At 67.4% G+C, this 20,302-nt stretch carries 11 protein-coding genes and 1 pseudogene; 9 read left to right on the plus strand and 3 right to left on the minus strand.

Going from position 1 to position 20,302, the window contains the following annotated elements; all coding sequences use genetic code 11:
* Positions 1–382, plus strand: a pseudogene (locus tag BDIM_RS03675) (3-oxoadipyl-CoA thiolase); the annotation flags it as partial.
* Positions 379–1,167 (plus strand): 3-oxoadipate enol-lactonase, encoded by a 789-nt coding sequence (pcaD, locus tag BDIM_RS03680; RefSeq protein ID WP_003164231.1) that lies wholly within the window; start codon positions 379–381, stop codon positions 1,165–1,167. The pseudogene BDIM_RS03675 and the gene pcaD, both read left to right, overlap by 4 nt.
* On the opposite strand, the gene BDIM_RS03685 is transcribed toward pcaD, so the two are convergent.
* Positions 1,148–2,104 carry a LysR family transcriptional regulator gene (locus tag BDIM_RS03685; protein ID WP_003164233.1) on the minus strand — a complete coding sequence of 319 codons (957 nt, stop codon included), beginning with the start codon at positions 2,102–2,104 and terminating at the stop codon, positions 1,148–1,150. The genes pcaD and BDIM_RS03685 overlap by 20 nt on opposite strands.
* Before the next feature lie 156 nt (positions 2,105–2,260).
* On the opposite strand from BDIM_RS03685, the gene BDIM_RS17400 reads away from it, so the two are divergent.
* The 7 genes from BDIM_RS17400 (at position 2,261) to BDIM_RS03720 (ending at position 7,806) form a co-directional block, all read left to right on the plus strand.
* Positions 2,261–2,548 carry a phenol hydroxylase subunit gene (locus BDIM_RS17400; protein WP_050796590.1) on the plus strand — a complete coding sequence of 96 codons (288 nt, stop codon included), beginning with the start codon at positions 2,261–2,263 and terminating at the stop codon, positions 2,546–2,548.
* A complete protein-coding gene (locus BDIM_RS03695) occupies positions 2,545–3,561 on the plus strand; it encodes a ferritin family protein (protein ID WP_003164235.1) in 1,017 nt (338 codons plus the stop codon). The genes BDIM_RS17400 and BDIM_RS03695 overlap by 4 nt, the downstream gene beginning before the upstream one ends.
* The gene (locus BDIM_RS03700; RefSeq protein ID WP_003164236.1) at positions 3,558–3,827 is read left to right on the plus strand and encodes an MmoB/DmpM family protein; all 270 of its coding nucleotides are present in this window, start codon (positions 3,558–3,560) and stop codon (positions 3,825–3,827) included. The genes BDIM_RS03695 and BDIM_RS03700 overlap by 4 nt, the downstream gene beginning before the upstream one ends.
* A gap of 2 nt (positions 3,828–3,829) precedes the next feature.
* Entirely contained in the window at positions 3,830–5,359 is a 1,530-nt protein-coding gene (locus BDIM_RS03705) for an aromatic/alkene/methane monooxygenase hydroxylase/oxygenase subunit alpha (RefSeq protein ID WP_003164237.1), read from the plus strand.
* Between the two features lie 12 nt (positions 5,360–5,371).
* Positions 5,372–5,719 (plus strand): phenol hydroxylase subunit P4, encoded by a 348-nt coding sequence (locus tag BDIM_RS03710; protein ID WP_003164238.1) that lies wholly within the window; start codon positions 5,372–5,374, stop codon positions 5,717–5,719.
* Positions 5,720–5,729: 10 nt separating this feature from the next.
* Positions 5,730–6,788 (plus strand): NADH:ubiquinone reductase (Na(+)-transporting) subunit F, encoded by a 1,059-nt coding sequence (locus BDIM_RS03715; RefSeq protein WP_003164239.1) that lies wholly within the window; start codon positions 5,730–5,732, stop codon positions 6,786–6,788.
* Positions 6,789–6,906: 118 nt separating this feature from the next.
* Positions 6,907–7,806 carry a SphA family protein gene (locus BDIM_RS03720; RefSeq protein WP_003164240.1) on the plus strand — a complete coding sequence of 300 codons (900 nt, stop codon included), beginning with the start codon at positions 6,907–6,909 and terminating at the stop codon, positions 7,804–7,806.
* Between the two features lie 52 nt (positions 7,807–7,858).
* Here BDIM_RS03720 and BDIM_RS03725 read toward each other — a convergent pair whose 3' ends face one another.
* Both BDIM_RS03725 and BDIM_RS03730 read right to left on the minus strand, forming a co-directional pair.
* On the minus strand, positions 7,859–11,500 hold the full coding sequence (locus BDIM_RS03725) for a hypothetical protein (protein WP_003164241.1): 3,642 nt from the start codon (positions 11,498–11,500) through the stop codon (positions 7,859–7,861).
* Positions 11,497–19,950, minus strand: coding sequence for an SdrD B-like domain-containing protein (locus BDIM_RS03730; protein ID WP_169312121.1), 8,454 nt, complete (start codon positions 19,948–19,950; stop codon positions 11,497–11,499). The genes BDIM_RS03725 and BDIM_RS03730 overlap by 4 nt, the downstream gene beginning before the upstream one ends.
* Positions 19,951–20,302: the final 352 nt, after the last annotated feature.

The raw sequence follows: 20,302 nt of genomic DNA on the forward strand, positions 1-20,302 counted from the left end.
CCTGACGCCGCGCGCCCGCGTCGTCGCCATGGCGGCCTCGGGCGTGGCGCCGCGCATCATGGGCGTCGGCCCGGTCGAGACGACGCGCAAACTGTTCGCCCGCACCGGCCTGAGCATGGCCGACATGGACGTCATCGAGCTCAACGAGGCCTTCGCCGCGCAAGCCTTGGCCGTGTTGCAGGAGCTTCAGGTCGATCCGCGCGATCCGCGCCTAAACCCCAACGGCGGCGCCATCGCACTGGGCCATCCGCTTGGGATGTCGGGCGCCCGCATCGTCATGACGGCGGTGGAGCAGCTTCACCGCACCGGCGGCCGCTACGCCCTGTGCACCATGTGCATCGGCGTCGGTCAGGGCATCGGCATGATCGTGGAGCGGGTATGAGCGAGCAATACGTCACGCTCGGCGACGGCTGCCGTCTGGCCTATCGCTTCGACGGCCCTGAAGACGCGCCCGTGCTGCTGCTGTCCAACTCTCTGGGCACGCGGATGGAGATGTGGGACGCCCAGATGGCCGCCTTCGCCGCCCGGTTCCGGGTGCTACGCTATGACAACCGGGGGCATGGCGCCTCGGACGCGCCTGCGGGCGCCTATGGTCTCGACCGGCTGGGCCGCGACGTGGTGGAGTTGCTGGACGCGCTGTCGCTTGAGCGCGTCGCCTTCTGCGGCCTGTCGCTGGGCGGCATGGTCGGTCAGTGGATGGGGGTGCGTGCGCCCGAACGGCTGGAGCGGCTGGTGCTGGCCAACACCTCGGCCTTCATGGGGCCGCCCTCGGCCTGGGATGCACGCATCGCCAGCGCCCTGTCGCAGGGGATGGCGCCGCTGGCGGCGGCCTCGGTCGCGCGCTGGTTCACGCCGGACTTCGCCGCCCGCGCGCCCGATCCGGTCGCCGTCATCGAGGCCGGGCTTCTGGCTACCTCGCCGCAGGGTTACGCCGGGTGCTGCGCCGCCATCCGCGACATGGACTTAAGACGGCTGGGCGGACTGATAACGACGCCGACGCTGGTCATCTCGGGCGCCGCGGATCCGGCCACCCCGCCCGAACACGCCGCCGCCCTGGTGAAGGCCATCCCCGAGGCCCAGCTGAAGGTGCTGGACGGCGCCCATCTGTCGAACGTCGAACAGCCCGACCTCTTCGCCGACGCCGTGCTCAGCTTCCTCGCGGCCTGATCTGGCTGCGGGTGCGTTCGCGCACCAGGGCGCAGAAGCCGCCCAGCACCGAGGACCGATTGTCGCGCAGATAGGCCAGGCTCAGCTGCGTCTCCCGCTCCTCGCCCAGCAGAGGGCGATAGGCGACGCCGTGCAATTGAGCCTCCGAGGTCGATTCCGGCACGAGCGACACCCCCGCCCCCACCGACACCAGCGACAGAGCGGTCTGAATCTCCAGCGTCTCCTGAGCGATCTCGGGGGTGAAGCCCTCGGCGCGGCACAGGTCCAGCACATGGTCGGCGAAGCTGGGCCGGGGCTGGCGCGGGTAAAGGATGAAGGGCCGCACCGCCAGATCGGCCAGGGCGATGTGGCTCTGTTCGGCCAGGACGTCAGTGTCGGGCAGGGCCACGATCAGCGGCTCGCGCTGGACCACTTCGCTGACGATGTCGGGATCCTGAATGCCGGGGCGGGCGAAGGCCACGTCGATGGAACGGTCGCGCAGCGCCACCCGCAGCTCGGCCGTGTTCATGGCGTGCAGCACCAGTTCGACCTCGGGATACTGTTCGCGATAGGCGTTGAAGACGCCCGGCAGGATGGAAAAGGTCGCCGAGCCGACGAAGCCCACCTGGATCACCCCGACCAGCCCCTCGGCCGCGCGGCGCGCCACGCGCACGGCGTCGGCCACCCGCGCCTGAATATCGCGGGCGCGCGGCAGCAGGGCCTCGCCCGCCGGGGTCAGCTGGATGACGCTGCGGCTGCGGTCGAACAACAGGGCGCCGATGGCGTTCTCAAGGCTAGCGATCTGACGGCTGAGGGCGGGCTGGGCGATGTAAAGCCGCTCCGCCGCCCGGCCGAAGTGCAGTTCTTCGGCCACGGCAAGAAAATAGCGCAAACGCCGCACATCGACGCCCGAAAGGACGGCGCGCGGCAGGGGTTCCGGCATCGGCGAGCGTTTCATTCCAACATCAGAGCCTGACGCCCGGCCGCAAGGCAATAACCAAAAGGCATCAGACCCTGCCCTTTTTGTATTGGCCCATTATCAGACCCTCCGACAGTCTTCGTTTCAGGGACAAGCAACGAGCCGCGCCAAAGCGGCCCAACCCAGGAAACGACCATGACAGCGGCGCCCAGCCCGATCACGCGACCCTGCCCGGTTCCGGGCAGCCGACCCAAGCTCCAGACCGTCGTCCGCCATGTGACGGACAACGGCATCGTGGAGTTCGACTTCATCTACGGCGACCCCGACCTGAGCGTCGAACTGGTCCTGCCGCGCGCCGCCTTCAAGGAGTTCTGCCTTGAAAACGGCTGCCTGGTGACCGCCGCCGATCCCGCCGCCAGCCACGCCGTGCTGCGCCTCGTCAAGGACGGCGCCGCCCTCGAACCTGTTGGAGCGCCCCAATGAACATCGACATCCAGGCCGAGGCGATCACGCCGCGGCGTCATACCTTCTCGCACATCGCGCGGCGCTTCGGCGTCGACAAGCCCGCCTCGCGCTATGAAGAGGCGACCTATGACGTGCAGCCGGTGGTCAACTTCCACTATCGGCCGACCTATACGCCGCAGTTCGAACTGTACGACCCGCGCCGCACCCGCATCGTGATGAACGACTGGTACGTCTTCCGCGATCCGCGCCAGTTCTACTACGCCTCCTACAACATCAGCCGCGCGGCCATGCAGCAGTCGTTCGACGACGCCGTGAACTTCGTCGAGAAGCGCGACCTGATCGCCGATGTCGCCCCGGAATGGCGCGACCTGTTCGCCGCCTGGCTGCTGCCGCTGCGCCATGTGGAATGGGCGGCGAACATGAACTGCCAGCTGATCGCCGACTGGGGCTATGGGACGCAGATCACCTCGGCGGCGGCCTTCTGCGGGGCCGACCGCCTTGGCATCGCCCAGGTCATCTCGCGCATCGGCCTGCTGCTGGGTCAGGGCACGGAAAGCGCCCTGAAGGAAGCCAAGACCCAATGGCTGGAGGCCGACGTCTGGCAACCCCTGCGCCGCCTGGCCGAAGACCAGCTGGTCGTCCATGACTGGTTCGAGCTCTATGTCGCCCAGCTGATCGTGCTGGACGGCTACATCTATCCGCTGGCGACGGGCGCCTTCGACCGTGCGGGCGCGGCGCACAACGGCGCCGCCTTCTCGATGATGACCGGCTTCCTGGGCGACTGGTACGCCGACAACAGCCGCTGGACCGACGCCGTCATCAAGGCCGCCGCCGCAGAGTCCGAGGCCAACCGCATCGTTTTGGGCGAATGGTTCGAGCGCTGGTCCGCCCGCGCCGAAGAAGCCGTCCGCCCCCTCGCCGCCATGGTGTTGGGCGCCGAAGGCGACGCCGGCGTCGATGCGGTCGGCGCGCGCCTGCGTGAACGGATGGTCGGACTGAACGCCCTGGAAGCGCGGGAGATGGCGGCATGACCAAACCCGTCTCCATCACCCTGCAGAACACCCAGGACGGCTTCGCCATCGTCGAGGCCATCCTGGCCGACAATCCCGAAGCCAAGAGCAACCCCTTCCCCGCCATGACCAAGATCGACTGCCCCGGCCGCCTGGAGATCCGCGCCGAGAGCGTCTCCGAGCGTCTGGGCCGCGACTGGGATCCGCAGGAAATCCATCTCAGCGTCATCTCCCTGTCCGGTTCGGTGGACGAGGATGACGGCGTCTTCGCCATTTTCTGGAGGTAGGCATGACACCCCCCCGCAAACTGAGCCTGAAGCAGAAATACGGCGCCTATACGCGCGGTCTGGACTGGGGTCCGACCTATCAGAAGGCCGACGACATCTTCCCCTTCGCCAAATACGAGGGGATCAAGATCCACGACTGGGACGCCTGGGAAGACCCCTTCAAGCTGACCATGGACGCCTATTGGAAGTTCCAGGCGGAGAAGGAGCGCAAGCTCTACGCCGTCATCGACTCCATGGCCCAGAACAACGGCCAGCTGGGCATCACCGACGCCCGCTATCTGAACGCGGTCAAGCTGTTCATCCAGGGCGTGACGCCGCTGGAATATCAGGCGCACCGCCACTTCGCCCACCTGGCGCGGCACCTGCCGGGCGCGGGCCTGCGCGTGGCGGCGCAGATGCAGTCGATCGACGAACTGCGTCACTGCCAGACGCAGATCCACACCATCAGCCACTACAACAAGTATTTCGACGGCATCCACGACTTCACCCACATGCACGACCGCCTGTGGTATCTGTCGGTGCCCAAGTCCTTCTTCGACGACGCGACCAGCGCCGGGCCGTTCGAGTTCATGACGGCGATCAGCTTCGCCTTCGAATACGTCCTGACCAATCTGCTGTTCGTGCCCTTCATGTCGGGCGCGGCCTATAACGGCGACATGGCGACGGTGACGTTCGGCTTCTCGGCCCAGTCGGACGAGAGCCGCCACATGACGCTGGGCCTCGAGGCCGTCCGCTTCCTGCTGGAACAGGACGAGGCCAATGTGCCGATCGTCCAGGGCTGGATCGACAAGTGGTTCTGGCGGGGCTACCGCCTGCTGTCGCTGGTCGGCATGATGATGGACTACATGCTGCCCAAGAAGGTCATGTCCTGGGGCGAGGCGTGGGAGACCTACTATGAGCAGGCGGGCGGCGCCCTGTTCGCCGACCTGGCCCGCTATGGCATCCGCGAGCCGAAATACGCCGACGTCGCCAAGGCCGAAAAGGGCCACATGACGCACCAGGCGTGGGGCATCTTCTACAACTACACCCACGCCGCCGGCATGCACACCTGGGACATCGACGAGGCCCACATGGCCTGGCTGCGCGAGAAGTATCCCGACACCTTCGCCCAGCACTATGAGCCGCGCTATCGCAAGTGGCGCGAGCAGGCTGAGGAAGGAAAGCGCTTCTACAACGACGGCCTGCCCCAGCTGTGTCAGGTCTGCCAGATCCCGATGGCCTTCACCGAGGTCGGCGATCCGAACACCATCAGCTTCCGCGTCTCGGAGCACGGCGGCGACAAGTTCCACACCTGTTCGGACGGCTGCAAGGACATCTTCGACCACGAGCCGGAGAAGTACGCCCAGGCCTGGCTGCCGGTGCACCAGATCTTCCAGGGCAACTGCGGCGGAGCGACCCTGCCCGAGGTGCTGGACTGGTATCACATCAATCAGGGTGCCGATAACATGGACTACGCCGGATCCCCTGAAGAGGCCCAGTGGAACCGCTGGATGGAAGGGCGTCGCCCCGTCGTCCCGGTCGCAGCGGAATAAGGAGGACAGCCCATGGCCACCGCAAGCCTGCACCCCGGCTACACCGGCCCCGTCCGCGACCGGGTCGAAAACTTCAACGGCGCCCAGCTGGTCTATGTCCACTGGGAGGAGCATCTGAACTTCTGCTCGGCGATCACCCTGCCCCTGCCGCCGCAGACGCCCTTCGCCGCCCTGACCGGCGAGATCCTGCCGTCTCTCTATGCGGTGGATCCGGAATGGGCCGAGGTCGACCTGTCCAAGGCCCGCTGGATGTTGGACGGCGCCGACTGGACGCCCGATCCGACCCTGTCGCTGGCCGATCAGGGCGTCGGCCACAAGTCGCTGATCCGCTTCTGGACCGGCCCGTCCGCCACGGCCTGAGGATACGCCGATGCCGACCCTGACCATCGAACCGATCGGCGAGACCGTTGAGGTCGCGCCCGGTCAGACCCTGCTGGACGCCTGCCTTCGGGCCGGCGTCTGGCTGCCCCACGCCTGCGGCCACGGCCTGTGCGGCACCTGCAAGGTCAAGGTGCTGGAAGGCGAGGTCGATCACGGCGGCGCCTCCCCCTTCGCCCTGATGGATTTCGAGCGCGACGACGGCAAGACCCTGGCCTGCAGCGCCATGCTGCTGGCCGACACGGTCATCGAGGCCGACGTCGATGAGGATGAAGACGCCCGCCGCATCACCGTCGACGACTATGTCGGACAGGTCGAACATCGCGAGATGATCACCCCGGACATCATGGCCCTGTGGCTGCGTCTGGACGGCGCGGGGATCGACTTTCAGGCGGGCCAGTACGTCAACCTGCGCCTGCCGGGCATAGAGGGCGCCCGCGCCTTCTCCATCGCCAGCAGCCCGGCCGAGCCGAACCTGATCGAACTGCACGTCCGTCGCGTGCCCGGCGGCGCCGGCACCGCCTGGCTGCACGACGAACTGAAGACCGGCGACCGGCTGGCGTTCACCGGGCCGATGGGCCGCTTCTACGTCCGCCGCTCGGCCGAGAAGCCGCTGATCTTCCTGGCGGGCGGCTCGGGCCTGTCCAGTCCCAAGGGCATGATCCTGGACCTGCTGGAACAGGGCTATTCCGAGCCGATCACCCTGCTGCACGGCGGACGGCGCCCCTGCGACCTGCACTTCGGCGACCTGTTCCGTCGGCTGGAGGCCGAGCACGACAACTTCCGCTATGTCCCCGCCGTCTCGCAGCCCGAGGCCGACGACGTCTGGGACGGCGAGATCGGATACGTCCATGAGGCGGCCGAACGGCTGTTCGAAGGACGGTTCAGCGGCTGTCAGGCCTACCTGTGCGGGCCGCCGCCGATGATCGAGGCGGGCGTCACCGCCCTGATGAAGGGCCGCCTGTTCGAGCGGGACATCTTCATGGAACGGTTCCTGACGGCGGGCGACGCCGAGGCGACGGCGCGCTCGCCCCTGTTCCGCAAGATCTGACGCCGAAACGCCGCGTCTGAGGGGGCGCGGCTCAACCCAAAACCGAGCGGGTTTCCGACCGGCGCATTTGCGCCGGTCGGCGGCCTGCACCCGAGAATATCCAAGGGAGGGAACGACAATGAAGACACTGAAAATCACCACCGCCGTGATGGCCGCAGGCCTGGCCATCGGGATCGCAGGCGCCGCCCAGGCTGGCGAAACGCGCGGCACGGCCTATGCCGACGGCGCGGAATCCATCGGCGTGGCGCAACTGCCGCCGCCCGGAACCTATCTGCTGACCTACACCAACTATTACACCGCCGACCGCCTGAACGACGGGGACGGCGACAACCTGGTCCCGGACTTCTCGCTCAACGCCTTCGCCAACATCGCCCGCGTGGTCCACGTCAGCGACAAGACCTTCCTGGGCGCCACGGTCGCCGCCCACGCCCTGATCCCGGTCGTCAATCTGGACGTGAAGGCGGGCGGTCGGAGCCAGAGTAATTTCGGCCTGGGCGACATCATCGTCAGCCCCCTGGTGCTGGGCTGGAAGAAGGGCGACTGGAACCTGGTCGCCACCGTCGATGCGTTCATTCCTACCGGCGACTACAAGGCCGGCGATCTGGCCAACATCGGCCGTAACTACTGGACGTTCGAGCCGGTCTTCGCCGCCACCTACGCCCAGCCCGGCGGCGGTTGGGAAGCGTCCGCCAAGGTGATGTACGACTTCAACACCACCAATGACGACACCGACTACAGGTCGGGCCAAAGCCTGCACACCGACGCGGCGGTGGCCTACACCACCGGCAAGCTGACGCTGGGCTTGACAGGCTACTATTACCGCCAGACCACCGACGACAAGATCGGCGGCGCCCGCGTCGGCCCCGATGGCGTGCGCGGCGAAGCCTTCGCCCTCGGCCCCCTGGTCCGCTACGTCGTCGGCAACGTCCCCGTCACCGCCCAGTGGCAGCACGAGTTCCACGCCGAGAACCGCCCCCAGGGCGACAAGTTCTGGGTCAAGGCGGCCTTCCGCTTCTGACAACGCCCCCGGAACGGAAGCCTGCGCTTCCGCTCCAGGCGACCCTATCGCCTCAGAACTTGCCGATCAGGTTCACGAACCAGCCGCGTTCGTCATAGCTGAGGTCGCCCAGATCATCGGAGTAGTCGGTGAAGTTGTAGCCTAGGCCCAGCTTCACGTGATCACCGAAATGGTGGTAGACCCCGACCAAAGCGCCCAGACGGCTGTCGTGAGCCTCCTTGATCGACAGCTCGCGCACCTCGACCAGGACGTCCCAGCGGCGGACGATCTGATAGTCGGCGCGCACGGCCCAGAAGACCGCCTCGCTGTCGAACCAGGGCGCGCTTTCATCACGCGAGGTGCGCAGCTCACCCAGACGCCAGGCGACCTTGGCCCCAACCGCCAGACGCGGCGTGACCTGATAGGTGCCGTCGATCGCGGCGATGTGGCTGCGCTGGGCATAGTCCAGCGACTGACCCAGGGCGTCCACCTGAGCCGGCGACGGCAGGTCGGCCAGATAGGTGTACTTGGCCAGCAGGTTCAGCCGGTCGTTGTCGACCGGGCGATAAGCCCCGGCCAGCGCCAGCTCATAGTAGTCGGCGTTCATGGCCATCGCCTGATCCGAGTTGGACAGGGAGATGTTGGCCTTGGCGAACAGGCGCAGCGACGGCGTGGCCTTGTAAGTGACCTGGTTGCGGGTGGCGACCGTGGTGCGCTCGCCGACCGTGTCGCCCTCGTCCTTGCGGTACTCCAGCGCCGAGGCCCAGCGCAGGCGGTCGCTGCCATAGTCGGCAGTGGCGCCGATGGCCATGCGGTCGATCTCCTGACCCAGGGCGTCCGCCAGAGAGCCGGTCTCGTAGCGCGCGCCGAAGGTCCAGGCCTCGATGGGGCTGAAGTCCACGCCATAGGCCTGGGTCCAGCCGGTCGGGCCGTCGCCGTGGTCATAGCGTTGCTCGGCGAAGAAGCTGGTCTTCTCGCCCATCTGCTGACGCGCGCCGCCGGTCAGGCGACCCAGGCGACCGCCGGTCATGGCGTCCGGGTTCTCGCCGGCCAGGGCATAGCCCAGATAAAGGCTGCCGCGATCCGTCATGGCGAAGTCAGCCCGCACATCGGCGCCGAAGTCCATGTCGCCGCCCGAGACCTCGCCCTTGAACCTGAGCCGGTCGTGGACCTGATATTCGCCGCCGAGGCCGAAGCGGTCGTTCGATTCCCGGCCACCGTCGTGGTCCAGCGTCGCCTGGGCAAAGGTCCAGACGGCCCAGGGGGCGTCGCGCTGTTCGACGTTCGGGGTCTCAGGGTTCGGCGTGTGGCGGTAGCCGACCGAGACGGCCGCGTCGGTCCGCGTGCCCTCGCTAGGCGGCGGCACGTACAGCGGGCTGTAGGGCGTGCGCTGGCCCTGCTGCTTGTCCGAACGGACGCCGATCGAGCCGAACCAGCCCGCCGCCGTTTCGCGACGCAGGCCGACCTCGACCGCGTGGCGCTCGGTCAGGCGGCCGTCGGTGACGTCGCCCTTGGCCTGAAGGCGAACCGTGTCGCTGAGCGCCATGTCGAAGACGCCGCCGTACTGATCCAAGGTCTCGCCGAAGGTCAGCTCGCCGGCGGCCGAGAAGCCCGCCTCGCGCGTCTTCCAGTAGCCGCCGAAGCGGCCGTCGCGCTCCAGTCCCAGTTCGTCCAGCTGACCGGCGAAGGTCAGGCTGACGGCGTTGGCCTTGTCCGTCTCGGTCTGGACCTTGGTGAAGTCATAGCCGCCGGTGGACGACAGGAAGGCGCCGTCGCCGGGCCCGTCGGCCTGGGCGAACTCCAGCTTCACGAAGCTGTTGGGCGCGTGCTGGTACAGCAGGTCGGCGCCGAACAGATCCTGCGACGCCTGATCCTCGCCCTGGTGATAGGCGCTGCCGGCCACGCGCAGACGGTCCGTCAACCAGTGCTGCGCCCGGCTGCCCGTGGTGAAGGCTTCGGGACGGGTCAGGCCCGGCGAGTACTCATAGGCAGCCACGACCCAGACCGGGTTCCCGGCCAGCGACGACTGGGACACGAAGCTATTCGAGTCCGCCGTCATCGGCGGCGGGTTGCGCATGATGACCCGGCCCTGAAGGTAGTTCACCTCATAGTCGCGGGCGGCGATCAGTTCCTGACGCTCCAGCACCAGGCCGGAATCCTTGTCGCGAACTTCCAGGAAGACCCGCTCCGAGCCCGGCGCGATGTCGCGGTTGCGGAAGAAGTAGACCGAACCCCCGGTCGAGGCGAAGTCCTCACGGCTGGCCACTGTGCCGGGGTCGGCGGCGAAGGCGGTGACCTCGGTGCGACGCTCGCCGGTCGCGGTCACCGCATCGCTGCGCCAGTCCAGATTGGCGCCGTAGAGGGTCCGCTGGTGACGGATCAGCTCATTGCCGCCCAGACGACTCTGGAACACGCCCCACATGGCGTCGGTGTTCTCATTCTCGGCCCGCACATAGAAGCGGCCATAGGTCGGGGCGTCCTCGACCGTGACCGAGTCGTCGCCATAGACCGGATAGTGCATCTCCGGGTCGATGCGGCGCAGCAGCGAGCGCGGGTCTTTTTCCAGGAAGCCGTCGAACAGGCTCTTCAGCGGCTGCTCGCCGGTGTCCGCCGAGGCCGTCAGGCGCCAGTCGTTCTTCACCACGCCCTTGAAGTAGAAGGCCAGACGGCCGTCGACGAAGTCGTTGCGGTGATCGCCCGCATCGCCCAGCAGTTCATGCTTGGCGGCGTCGAAGCTGCGGCTGCCCGCCGTGATGTCGGCGATGCCGACGAAGAAGCGGTCGGTGCGCGGCAGGACGATCTCGCGCACCAGATCGACCGGGGCCTGACCGGGACGCGCCACCTGAACGGCGACGGCGGCGGTATCGGCGGGGACGATCTGCTGGACCATGAAGCGGCCCGTGCGGTCGACCGGAACCACGGTCCCCAAGGCGGTGACGCGGGTTGCAGCGTCCTCGACCTCGCCGCTGATGGTGACGGCGGCGCCCTTGACCGAGATGGCGTCGACGACGCGCATGTTCTCGAACAGAAGCCCTGCATGGATGTCCGGCTTGGCGACATTAACCGCATGGGTCACGTCCAGCGTCAGGGCCGAAGTCTGGTCGTAGCGTCCTTCGGCGTCATAGACGCGCAACACATAGCGATAGCGATGCTCGCCCGGCTGATCCCGCTCGGTCGTCCACAGCACCGGCTCGCCTAGACGCGCCGGAATGACGGTCAGAGGCGTGGCCTCGACGCTCTGATCAGCGCGGAAGATGCGAACCTCGGCACGGTCGATATAGGCCGCATAGTTGCTGAGGGTGAAGAAGCGCACGGCGTCGCCGGCGCGGATCACCGGCTGGTCGGCGACGATGCTTAGGACCGGACGCACGTCGAAGGCCGTGGCCTGAACCCGCACGTCCGCTTCAGCCAGGGCCATGTCCTGACGGCGCTGGCGATCGGCGCGCAGATCGTCGCCGCCCTCCCCTTCCCCGTCGATGCTGACGCGGAACGGCCCGGCCGCCCCGCGATCCGCCGCTTCCAGGTTGGAGCCGACGCCGCGACGCTCCAGCGCCGCATCGTCCGCCACCGGACCGCAGGGACGCTCGGTGTCGCGCCCGCAATAGACCTGACGGTCATTGGCGGCGGCGTCCTGGGCTTGAACACCCGTCGCGAGGGCGATGGCTGATCCGCCCATCAGCAGGGCGGTCAGCAGCTTGTTCGACGCGCCGATCATTGCACGCCTCCCTCACGAGGGGTGGACAGGACGACGGTCTCCTCTTCGACGACCAGTCGGTAGCGGCCGCGCTCGTCGTTCCAGCGGTCCTGGAGCCGACGACGGACCTGGGCCACGCGGTCCTTGATCAAATCCGCGCTTTCACCTTGCGAGGCATAGGCCAGACGCAGGACCGAGGGACGCTCGGCCAGGGTCGCGATCAGGCCCTCGAACTGCTGCGCGAACTCCGGACGCAGGGTCTCGCCGTCGAAGGCCTCGCCGTTGAGGTCCAGACGGACCACGCGGTGCAGGCCGGCTCCGAAGTTCAGGCGGGCAAACTTGCCGCGCGTCAGGCGCACCGTTTCCGGGTTGCCCGAGGTGACGCGGTAGCCCGTCGGCAGGGTCCGGTCGTCCAGCTTCACGATGAAGTTGGAGCCGCGGTCCTCGTTCGGGATCATAGGGCAGGTGATGTGATACCGGCCCTCGGCGTCCGTGGTGATCAGCAGACCGCGCGCGGTCGCCAGACGCACCCCCGGCAGACCCGGTTCGCCGTCGTCCTGAACGCCATTGCCGTTCCGGTCGTCGAACACCTTGCCCAGAATGTCGGTGCAGTCGAAGTCCGGGTCGGGGATCATCCGCACCGTGGCCTCGGCCAGGTTGGAGATGACCTGATCGACGATCGGGTTCACCGCAAAGGCGACGTTGGTGTGTTCGCCCTCGACCACGCCCGCGCCGACCACCAGGATCAGCTCCAGACGCTTGGTTTCGCCCGCCATGAAGGTCAGGTCGTTCCAAGTCAGCAGGCGGCCGTTCTGGATCGGCTCAACCGCCGCGCCGTCGATGCGGGCGCTGCCCTCGCGATAGCGGAAGCCGGCCGGCGTGCGATCCGTCAAAGTCACGCCGGGCACCGTCCCGGCCAGCGTATTGCGAGCCGTGATGACGTAAGGGACCAGACCGCCGCGCACGACGTTGACCATCGGGGTCGTCTTGGTGACTTCGATCGCCCCCTCCAGGATCGGGTCCAGAGGAATGTTGTTGTTGACGACATTGGCCGAGACGCCCGACGTCAGGTTCAGCGACAGGACATAGCCGGTCGTCATCGTGCCGGTGGCGCAGTTCTCAGCTGTGCCCGCCGGCGGCGGGCCGTTGCTGGTCGAGACCAGCATGGGGTCCGGCGTCGCATGGACCGTCAGCGGCCCGACGCATGGCGGCAGGATGCTGGACGGCTGGATCGGGTTGTAGCTGCCGTTGGGCGGCGTCACAGACAGGGTGTAGACGCCCGCCGGAGCCGCATTGAGCAGCTGGAAGTAATACAACCCGAGGGCGTCGACGGTTTGGCGCGCGGAGCCCGAGCCGCCCAGCAGATGCTGGGCCGGATCGAAGCCGGCGGGACCGTTGATCTCGACCACCGCGCCCTGTACCGGGGTCCGGCGGACAGCGTCATAGACGACGCCCCAGGGATCCAGCGGCAAGGACTGCTGCGGGACGGTCGCGCCGGGCTGCAGAGTAACGCCCGTCAGTTCACGATCCTTCAGCGTCGCGCCGCCCGCGTTCGAGGCCGAGACGACGCCGTCGACGAAGGTCGCGCCGGTCTCGTTCGGACGCGCGCCGCCGTAGACCGCATTGTTCTGCGGATGGCGGAAGCGAACCGCATAGCCCGAACCCGGCGCCACGCCGGTGAAGGCGTAGCCGCCGTCGGCGCCGGTACGGACCGTGTCCATCAGCACGTCATTCAGGAACAGCTCCACGGTCCAGTCGGACTGAGGGGCCTCGCCGCCGCCGCGTGCGCGGTCATGGTCGGCGTCCATCCAGACCGAGCCGGAGATGGCCGCATCCGCGCCGCGCTCGCCGAACAGATAGCCGGTCGCCTCGGCTGCGGGAGCCAGGACGATGCCGGAGATGACGTCGCCGCCGTCCGACAGACCGCCGGACGTGCCGGGCGTGTCGAGACCGTCGTCATAGCCATCCGGCTGGGTCTCCGTGACCGTATAGGCGCCGCCCGGCAGATCGGTGAAGCGATAGGCGCCATCGGGCCCTGAGACGACTGTGCGGGTGACGCTTTCGCCGCGCGCATCCGTTCCCGTCAGCGTCAGGGTGACGCCGCCGATTACAGGCTCGTTCGCGTCGTGGACGCCGTTGTTGTTGGTGTCGTTGTAGGTCAGACCCGACAGCGCCCCTGTCCGCTCGCCGAAGTCGACGGTGGGAGGCGTCTGATCGGGGCGGATGGTCACAGGCACGCGATTGGAGGGGTTCTCCGGTCCCTCGCCGTAACCTTCCGGCTGAATCTCGACCACGACGTAGTCGCCGCCGCGAATGTCGCCGAAGCTGTAGGAACCGTCCGGGCCGGTGGTCGTCGTGGCCACCAGTTCGCCCGAAGGCTTGCGCAGTTCGACCACCACGTCTTCCAGAGGACGGTCCCCAGGCCCGTTGGAGCCGTCCAGGTTCACGTCCACATAGACCGTGCCGTTCAACCCCTGCCCCCGCTCGCCGAAGGCGTAGTCGGTCGCGTCCACGCCCGTCGGAAGGACGATGTTGTGGATACGATCGCCGTCGACCTCAACCAGGCCGCCGACCGAGCCCGCGCTATCGCGACCGTCGGCGAAGCCTTCAGGCTGGGCCTCCGTCAGTTGGTAGTTTCCAGCCAGCAGGTCGTCGATGCGCCACTCGCCCGTCGCGTCCGTCGTCGCCGTGCGCGTGACCGATTCACCGGCCGCGTCCGTCCCCGTCAGGGTCACGATCACGCCCGCGATCGAGGCCTCGCCCGCCTGGCGCACGCCGTCGTCATTGGCGTCGACGAAGACATGGCCCGCGATGCTGCTGACCGTCTCGCCGAAGTCCACGACCTGGGCGGCGCCCGGCGTCAGATTCACCGCCACCTCATTGGGCGTCGATGAGCCGTAGCCGTCGGGCTGGATCTCGCGGACCGTGTAGTCGCCGCCGGGCAGGTCGATGAAGCTGTAGGTTCCGTCCGGTCCGGTCGTCGTCGTGGCGATGACCACGCCGTCCTTGACCAGTTCGATCGTCACACCGGGAATCGGAGGCTCGCCGCCGCCGTTCACGCCGTCACGCTGCGGATCCTTGTAGACCGTGCCGGTGATGACCACCGCGCGTTCGCCGAAGACATAGTCCACGCCCTTCTGGCCCGCCTCCAGCGTGATGGCGGTGATGGCGTTGGCCGCCGCAGAGGCGTCGAACACCGTATTGGGCGCCACGCCGCCGACGCTGCCCACGCCTTCACGGCCGTCGGCGAACTGGGTCGGCTGGCTTTCCGTCAGGGCGTAGGTTCCCTTCGGCAGATCATCGAACCGATAGGCGCCGTCCGCGCCTGTAACGACGACGCAGGTCTGGGCCGGGTCGAGCGCCGCGCGCCAGGCGCAGATGTCCTGACCGTCCGCCGTCACGCCCGACAGGGTGACGGTCACGCCAGACACGGCGGTCTCGCCGGGTTGGCGCGCGCCGTCGTCATTGGCGTCGATGAAGACGCCGCCGGCCAGCGAGCCCGGCAGTTCGCCGAAAGCGTAGTTGGCCCCCAGGCCGCCGGTCGGCAGGACGATGCCGCGGATGACGTCGTTTCCGACCTCGCCGCCGACGCCGCCCACGCCTTCCTGACCATCGAAGAAGTTCGACAGGGGCGGCGTGTTCTGGGCCTGCTCGGTCAGGGTGTAGCCGGTCGCGTCCGACCCCGGAACGCCTAGGAAGATAAAGCCGCCCGTCGCATCGGTGACGGCCGTGCAGTCAGCCAGATCGCAGACGTTCTGACCGTTCGCCGTCGCGCCCGACAGGGTCATGGTCACGCCCGGAATCCCGGCCTCGCCCGCATCGCGGACGCCGCTGGCGTCGCGATCGATATAGACATAGCCGCTCAACCCCTGGCCCGTACCGCCGAAGTCATAGTTGGAGGCGGTCGAGCCGGCGACGACGACGACGTCGCTGATGCTGACCGCCGTCAGGCCGGGCGAGGCCGCATTCGGCCCCGCCACTCCGTTCGACGTCCCGCCCAGGGCGCCGACATAGGCGCCCGTATGAGTCAGACCCGGCGCGGGCGTGATCGCCAGCTGATAGTCGCCGGGACGCAGCACCTGGCAGATCGGCGAGGCGTCCGCTGCGTTCGGGAAGCGGTACAGGCCCGTGGCCGTGGTGGTGATGGAGCAATCCACCGCCTGCCCCAGGTCGTTGGTCCCGCTCAGTCGGACGATCGCTCCGGCCAGGCCGGTCGTTTCCGTCGTCGCGCGCGTCGCATCGGCGTCCGGGTCGAGGAAGACCATGCCGCCCAGCGTCGAGGTCGGCAATTCGCCGAAGTTGCGCTCGGTCAGATCGGCGCTGGGCGCCACGAGACCGATGCCGAAGCCTTCCGGCGCCGGACGACCGCTGGAGCCGGGGATCACGCCGCCCGCGCCGTTGGCGTCCAGGCCGTCGGACGCGCCATTGGGCTGGATCAGCTGCGTGATCGTGTACTCCGCCGCACCCGAAGGCGGCACGGAGTTGAAGACGTAATGACCGTTGGCGTCGACCGACGCGGTCAGATTCACCGCCCCGCCCGCATAGTCAGCGCCCGTCAGACGGATATGCGGCGTCGAGGCGAAGTCGCCGGGCGCGAAACCCGACTCGCCCGCGTCGCGCAAACCGTTGTTGTTCACGTCGCGATAGACATAGCCCGACACCCGAGCGGCGCCGATCTCCTGGAACAGATATCCCGTCGCCTGGGTGACGGCGGGCAGGTTAATGTTCGCGATGACGTTGGTCGCCGGCGTGCTGCCGTAGGCGGCGTTGTTCACTACGCCCCCCGCCGAGCCGACGGTCTCATTGCGATCGAATACGCCGGCGGGCTGGGTCTCCACGATCTGGTAGACGCCTTCAGGCAGGCGATCGAAGACGAAGGCGCCCGTCGCGTTCGTATCCGTGGCGCGCGCCGTGACGGCGTTGCCGAAGACATCGGTTCCGGTCAGCGTCAGGCGGACTCCGCCCATGCCTTCGCCGCTGTCGACCACATCGTTCAGATTGTCGTCGCGATAGACCACGCCCGCGATCGAGGACTGGGCGACACGGGTCGTCTCGGTCTTGGAGTTGTTGTTCGGATCGGTGTCGCGGCTGATCTCCACGCCATCGCCGTCCCGCCCAGGAGCGATGCGAGCCGTATTGATCAGATTCGCATCCAACGCGCCAGCGTACGGATAGGCCGCCTTAGCGAACACCGTCAGGGTCACGACGTCGCCGTTGCCGGGGAACAGGCCGTCCAGCACGCACAGGACGGTGCTCGTGCCCGAGCAATTCATCGCCGAAACGGCCGCTGAACCGCTGGTCGTGACGGTCTCGCCGCCCACACGGGTCCAGCCGCTGGGCAATTGGTCGGTGACGCGCACCTGTGTCGTCGGCGAGACGCCGTTGTTGCGCACCACGATGCGATACTCGACCGGCTGGTTGATCTGAACCGGGGAATCCGTGACGCGGGTCTTGCTGACCACCTCGAGATCCGTCGCAGGCAGGACCGTCGTCGTCTGGACCGCCGTATTGTTGGCCAGCTCGCGGTCGGCCTGGCTCACCGTCGTATTGTCCTGCTCCAGCGACACGATCTCGGCGCTGTTGGAGAAGGTCATGGGCCCGGTCGGCGCCGGACCCGTCACCGCCATATGCAGGCGGAAAACGACCTGGCGACGCTCGTCCAGATAGTTCAACGCCGGATCGGTCCCGTGCAGGCGGCATTCGATGTTGGCGCCGACCGTCACGCAGGCCGGAGCCGGGGGCGTGTAAAGGGTCAGGCCGCTGTTGGCGCCCACAGGGTTCACCTCGAACCGCGACAGGCTCATCGTATAGCCGGCCGGCGGAGCGGGAATGTCCGTAATGACGATATTGCCCGCGCGCGACGGGCCGAAGTTGGAGGCGCGCAGGTCATAGACCAGCTCCGAACCGAAAGGCATCGGATCAAAGGCGGCGCTCGGCTCCTGCTTGGTGACGGCCAGGTCCATGATCGGAGCGGACACGTCGTGGGTCAGCTCCACGCTATTGTTGCTCGTGTTCGATTCCGTCGTGGTCGTCGTCACCGTCGCCGTGTTGACGTGGCTGATCGGGAAGCCGGAGGTGGCGCCGCCGAAGGGGAAGCGGGCCCGGACCTGCTGCAGAATCTGATAGGTCTGGCCGCGGTTGATCGTCCCCATGTCACAGGTGATCTCGCCGTTCGCATCGATCTTGACGCACGTGGCCCCGCTCTTGGTCGCGATCGGCGGCCCGATCAGCTCAAATCGCGCCGGATCGATGACGTCCTTGACTACCACGCTCGCGGCCGGGTTCGGCCCCTTGCCCCGAACGCTGATGGTGTAGGTCGCCACCACGCCCACCTGCGCCGGGTTGGGCGCAATGGTCTTGGCGTCCAGGGTGATGTCCGTGATCGGCGCTATGTCATAGGCGGCCGTCGACTGATTGTTCGCCAGATTGAGCTCAGTCGTGTCCGGCGACGTCACGCGAGCAACGTTGTCGAAGCGGCCGCTTTCGACCGGTCGACCGATACGGACCACGGCGCTTTCGCTCTCGCCGGCGGCCAGGTCGGTCACGGTCCAACTGATACGGCCGTTCGCGGCCGTATAGGCGGGCGCGCCCTGCGACGCCGACGCCACGCCGAAGCCCGTGATAAAGCCGCCGCCATTGATGAAGTTCGGCAGGTCGTCGGTGACGACCACGGTGCGCGCGACATCGCCGCCCAGGTTGCTGACCGTGAAGCGAATATAGAAGGCGTTGTCCGCGACGGCGATCGGCAGGTCCGGCGTCTGAGTCCACGGGCCTGTCGGGCTGAGACCGACCTCCTTGACGATCGCCAGGTCAGCGGCGTTCGGCGTCGAACGCGAACCCGCCGTGGCGCAATCATTATCGACGTTGGGGTCCAAGGGCGTAGCCGTCGAGCCCCCCGTCGCGCCCGTGCAGGCCCGGTTGGACAGGTCCAGGTCGATGCCGCTGCCCGCCCTCGTCTTCAGCGACAGAACGGCGTCCGCGCCCACCACCAGAGATCCCGGCCCCGCCAGTTCACAGACGATCTCAAGCCCGGTCTGCGAACAGACCCAAGGCGCATCCGCTGACACATAGGTCTCATCCGCCGTTACCGTGTCGGTGATCCGGAGCGGGTTGGCGGGACTATAGTTAAGAACAGACGGCCCGTTGTTGCGGACGCTGATGGCGCTGGTCATGATCTCGCCGGCGGCCACAGGGTTCGGCCCCTTGGTCTTGGCGATGCTCAGATCCGAGCTCGGCTCGGCGATGCGATAGTCGGCGCTGGCCGTGTCGTTGCCGCCCACAGGATCCGTCACCCCGGCTGGCGGCGTCACCTTGACCGAATTGACGACCGAGCCCGACGTCGCGGCGATCGCGGTCACGGGAATCTGGAAATTCTGGCCCTGGCCGACAGACAGGCCGCCCGCGACGCAGGTGACCGTCTGCCCCACGGCCGAACAGCCGGCGGGAAGCGAGCCGATCCCGAACTCCGGCGCGATCTCATCGACGATCAGCGCACCGGTCACCGTCAACGGTCCCATGTTTCGCACGCCTAAGGTGATGGTCGTGCTGTCGCCCCGGATAATGGTCGACGCCATGGACTTTTGCGCAACGAGGTCCGCGCCCGGTTCAATCGTCGTGATGACCGGAGGCGCAGTGTTGTCGTTCGGCGCCGGGTCCAAAACCGTCGGGCTGGTCAGCTCGACGAAGGCGTTGTTGGTGATGGTGCCGCCGCTCGCCAGCACCCGCCCCGTCACCTTCACCGGCGGCAACGCCCCCATGGTCGCCGGTCCGGTGTAGTCGCACGTCACGATTCCGGCGGAGTGGCCGCAGGTCCAGTGGCTGCCGCTAGCGGACATGAATTCGAAATCGCTGGCCGCCGGCAGGTTGTCGATCAGCCGAATGGCGCCGGTGGCGTCCGGGCCGCTGTTCGTGACGTTGAGGGTGTAGGTCAGGATTCCGCCGCCGGGGATGGAGCCGTCCGGCTCCCCGTCGTCCTTGAGGACAGAGATATCCGCCCCCGCCTGAACCGCTGGCGAGACCACGAGCGTGTCGTTGAGCGGGTTGCTGTCGACATTGGTGTCGCTGGCGATCGTCGCCGTGGACGTGCGCGATCCCGTCGCCACCGCGTCAGCGGCAAAGCCGAAGCTGAAATCCCCAGCCGCCAGAGTCGGCAAGGCGCACGTCAGCGTCTGGCTCCCGACAGCACCCGTCAGGCCGCAATAGGACGGCAGATCGCCCGGCCACACCACGAAGTGCGCGGGGACCACGACGGTCACGACAGCGTCGTCGACCGAACCCGGCCCATTGTTCGTCACGCGTATGGTGAAGCTAGTCTGCGCGCCGTTCGCTACGGGATCGGGCGACCAGGTGTAGTCGGAAACCTGAAGATCCGCCGCCGCCGCAACGCCGGCCGCCCCCATCAAGGCCAGAGGCGCCAGGATCCGCGCCATGCGCAGCGCCACGCGCTTGAAGGAGTTCAACAGTTGCAACACGTCTCGGCTCTCCCGTTCGACAGGAAAATCGGAGAGCGATCCAGTACGACCATGCAGCATTGCGCTGGGCACATGGAGGAGCCCAGCTTGCGAACCGGCTTTCGCCGCCCCGCGCCACCATTGCGCTTCATCGCCCCCGACAGGTCGAATGAGCCGCCCTGTTAGCGCCAAACGACGTCCACGGCCACGCTTGAATTTTAATTAAGTTATTGATTTCATATAGATTTACACTCTTTCGCTCGATCCGTTCTGTTTGATGCGGATAGCGGCACGGCGGTCACCAATGAGGCCCGCAGATCATCGCCGACTTGTTTTCGGCGCAAACAGCAGAAAGCCCCGAGGCGTATGCCAT

It is taken from the genome of Brevundimonas diminuta ATCC 11568, from assembly GCF_000204035.1.
In the GTDB taxonomy this organism is placed as follows: domain Bacteria; phylum Pseudomonadota; class Alphaproteobacteria; order Caulobacterales; family Caulobacteraceae; genus Brevundimonas; species Brevundimonas diminuta.

Bases quoted from the DNA above. Each gene is read 5' to 3' on its own strand.
- pcaD (WP_003164231.1), top strand. From the start codon at position 379: ATGAGCGAGCAATACGTCACGCTCGGCGACGGCTGCCGTCTGGCCTAT.
- BDIM_RS03685 (WP_003164233.1), bottom strand. From the start codon at position 2,104: ATGAAACGCTCGCCGATGCCGGAACCCCTGCCGCGCGCCGTCCTTTCG.
- BDIM_RS17400 (WP_050796590.1), top strand. From the start codon at position 2,261: ATGACAGCGGCGCCCAGCCCGATCACGCGACCCTGCCCGGTTCCGGGC.
- BDIM_RS03695 (WP_003164235.1), top strand. From the start codon at position 2,545: ATGAACATCGACATCCAGGCCGAGGCGATCACGCCGCGGCGTCATACC.
- BDIM_RS03700 (WP_003164236.1), top strand. From the start codon at position 3,558: ATGACCAAACCCGTCTCCATCACCCTGCAGAACACCCAGGACGGCTTC.
- BDIM_RS03705 (WP_003164237.1), top strand. From the start codon at position 3,830: ATGACACCCCCCCGCAAACTGAGCCTGAAGCAGAAATACGGCGCCTAT.
- BDIM_RS03710 (WP_003164238.1), top strand. From the start codon at position 5,372: ATGGCCACCGCAAGCCTGCACCCCGGCTACACCGGCCCCGTCCGCGAC.
- BDIM_RS03715 (WP_003164239.1), top strand. From the start codon at position 5,730: ATGCCGACCCTGACCATCGAACCGATCGGCGAGACCGTTGAGGTCGCG.
- BDIM_RS03720 (WP_003164240.1), top strand. From the start codon at position 6,907: ATGAAGACACTGAAAATCACCACCGCCGTGATGGCCGCAGGCCTGGCC.
- BDIM_RS03725 (WP_003164241.1), bottom strand. From the start codon at position 11,500: ATGATCGGCGCGTCGAACAAGCTGCTGACCGCCCTGCTGATGGGCGGA.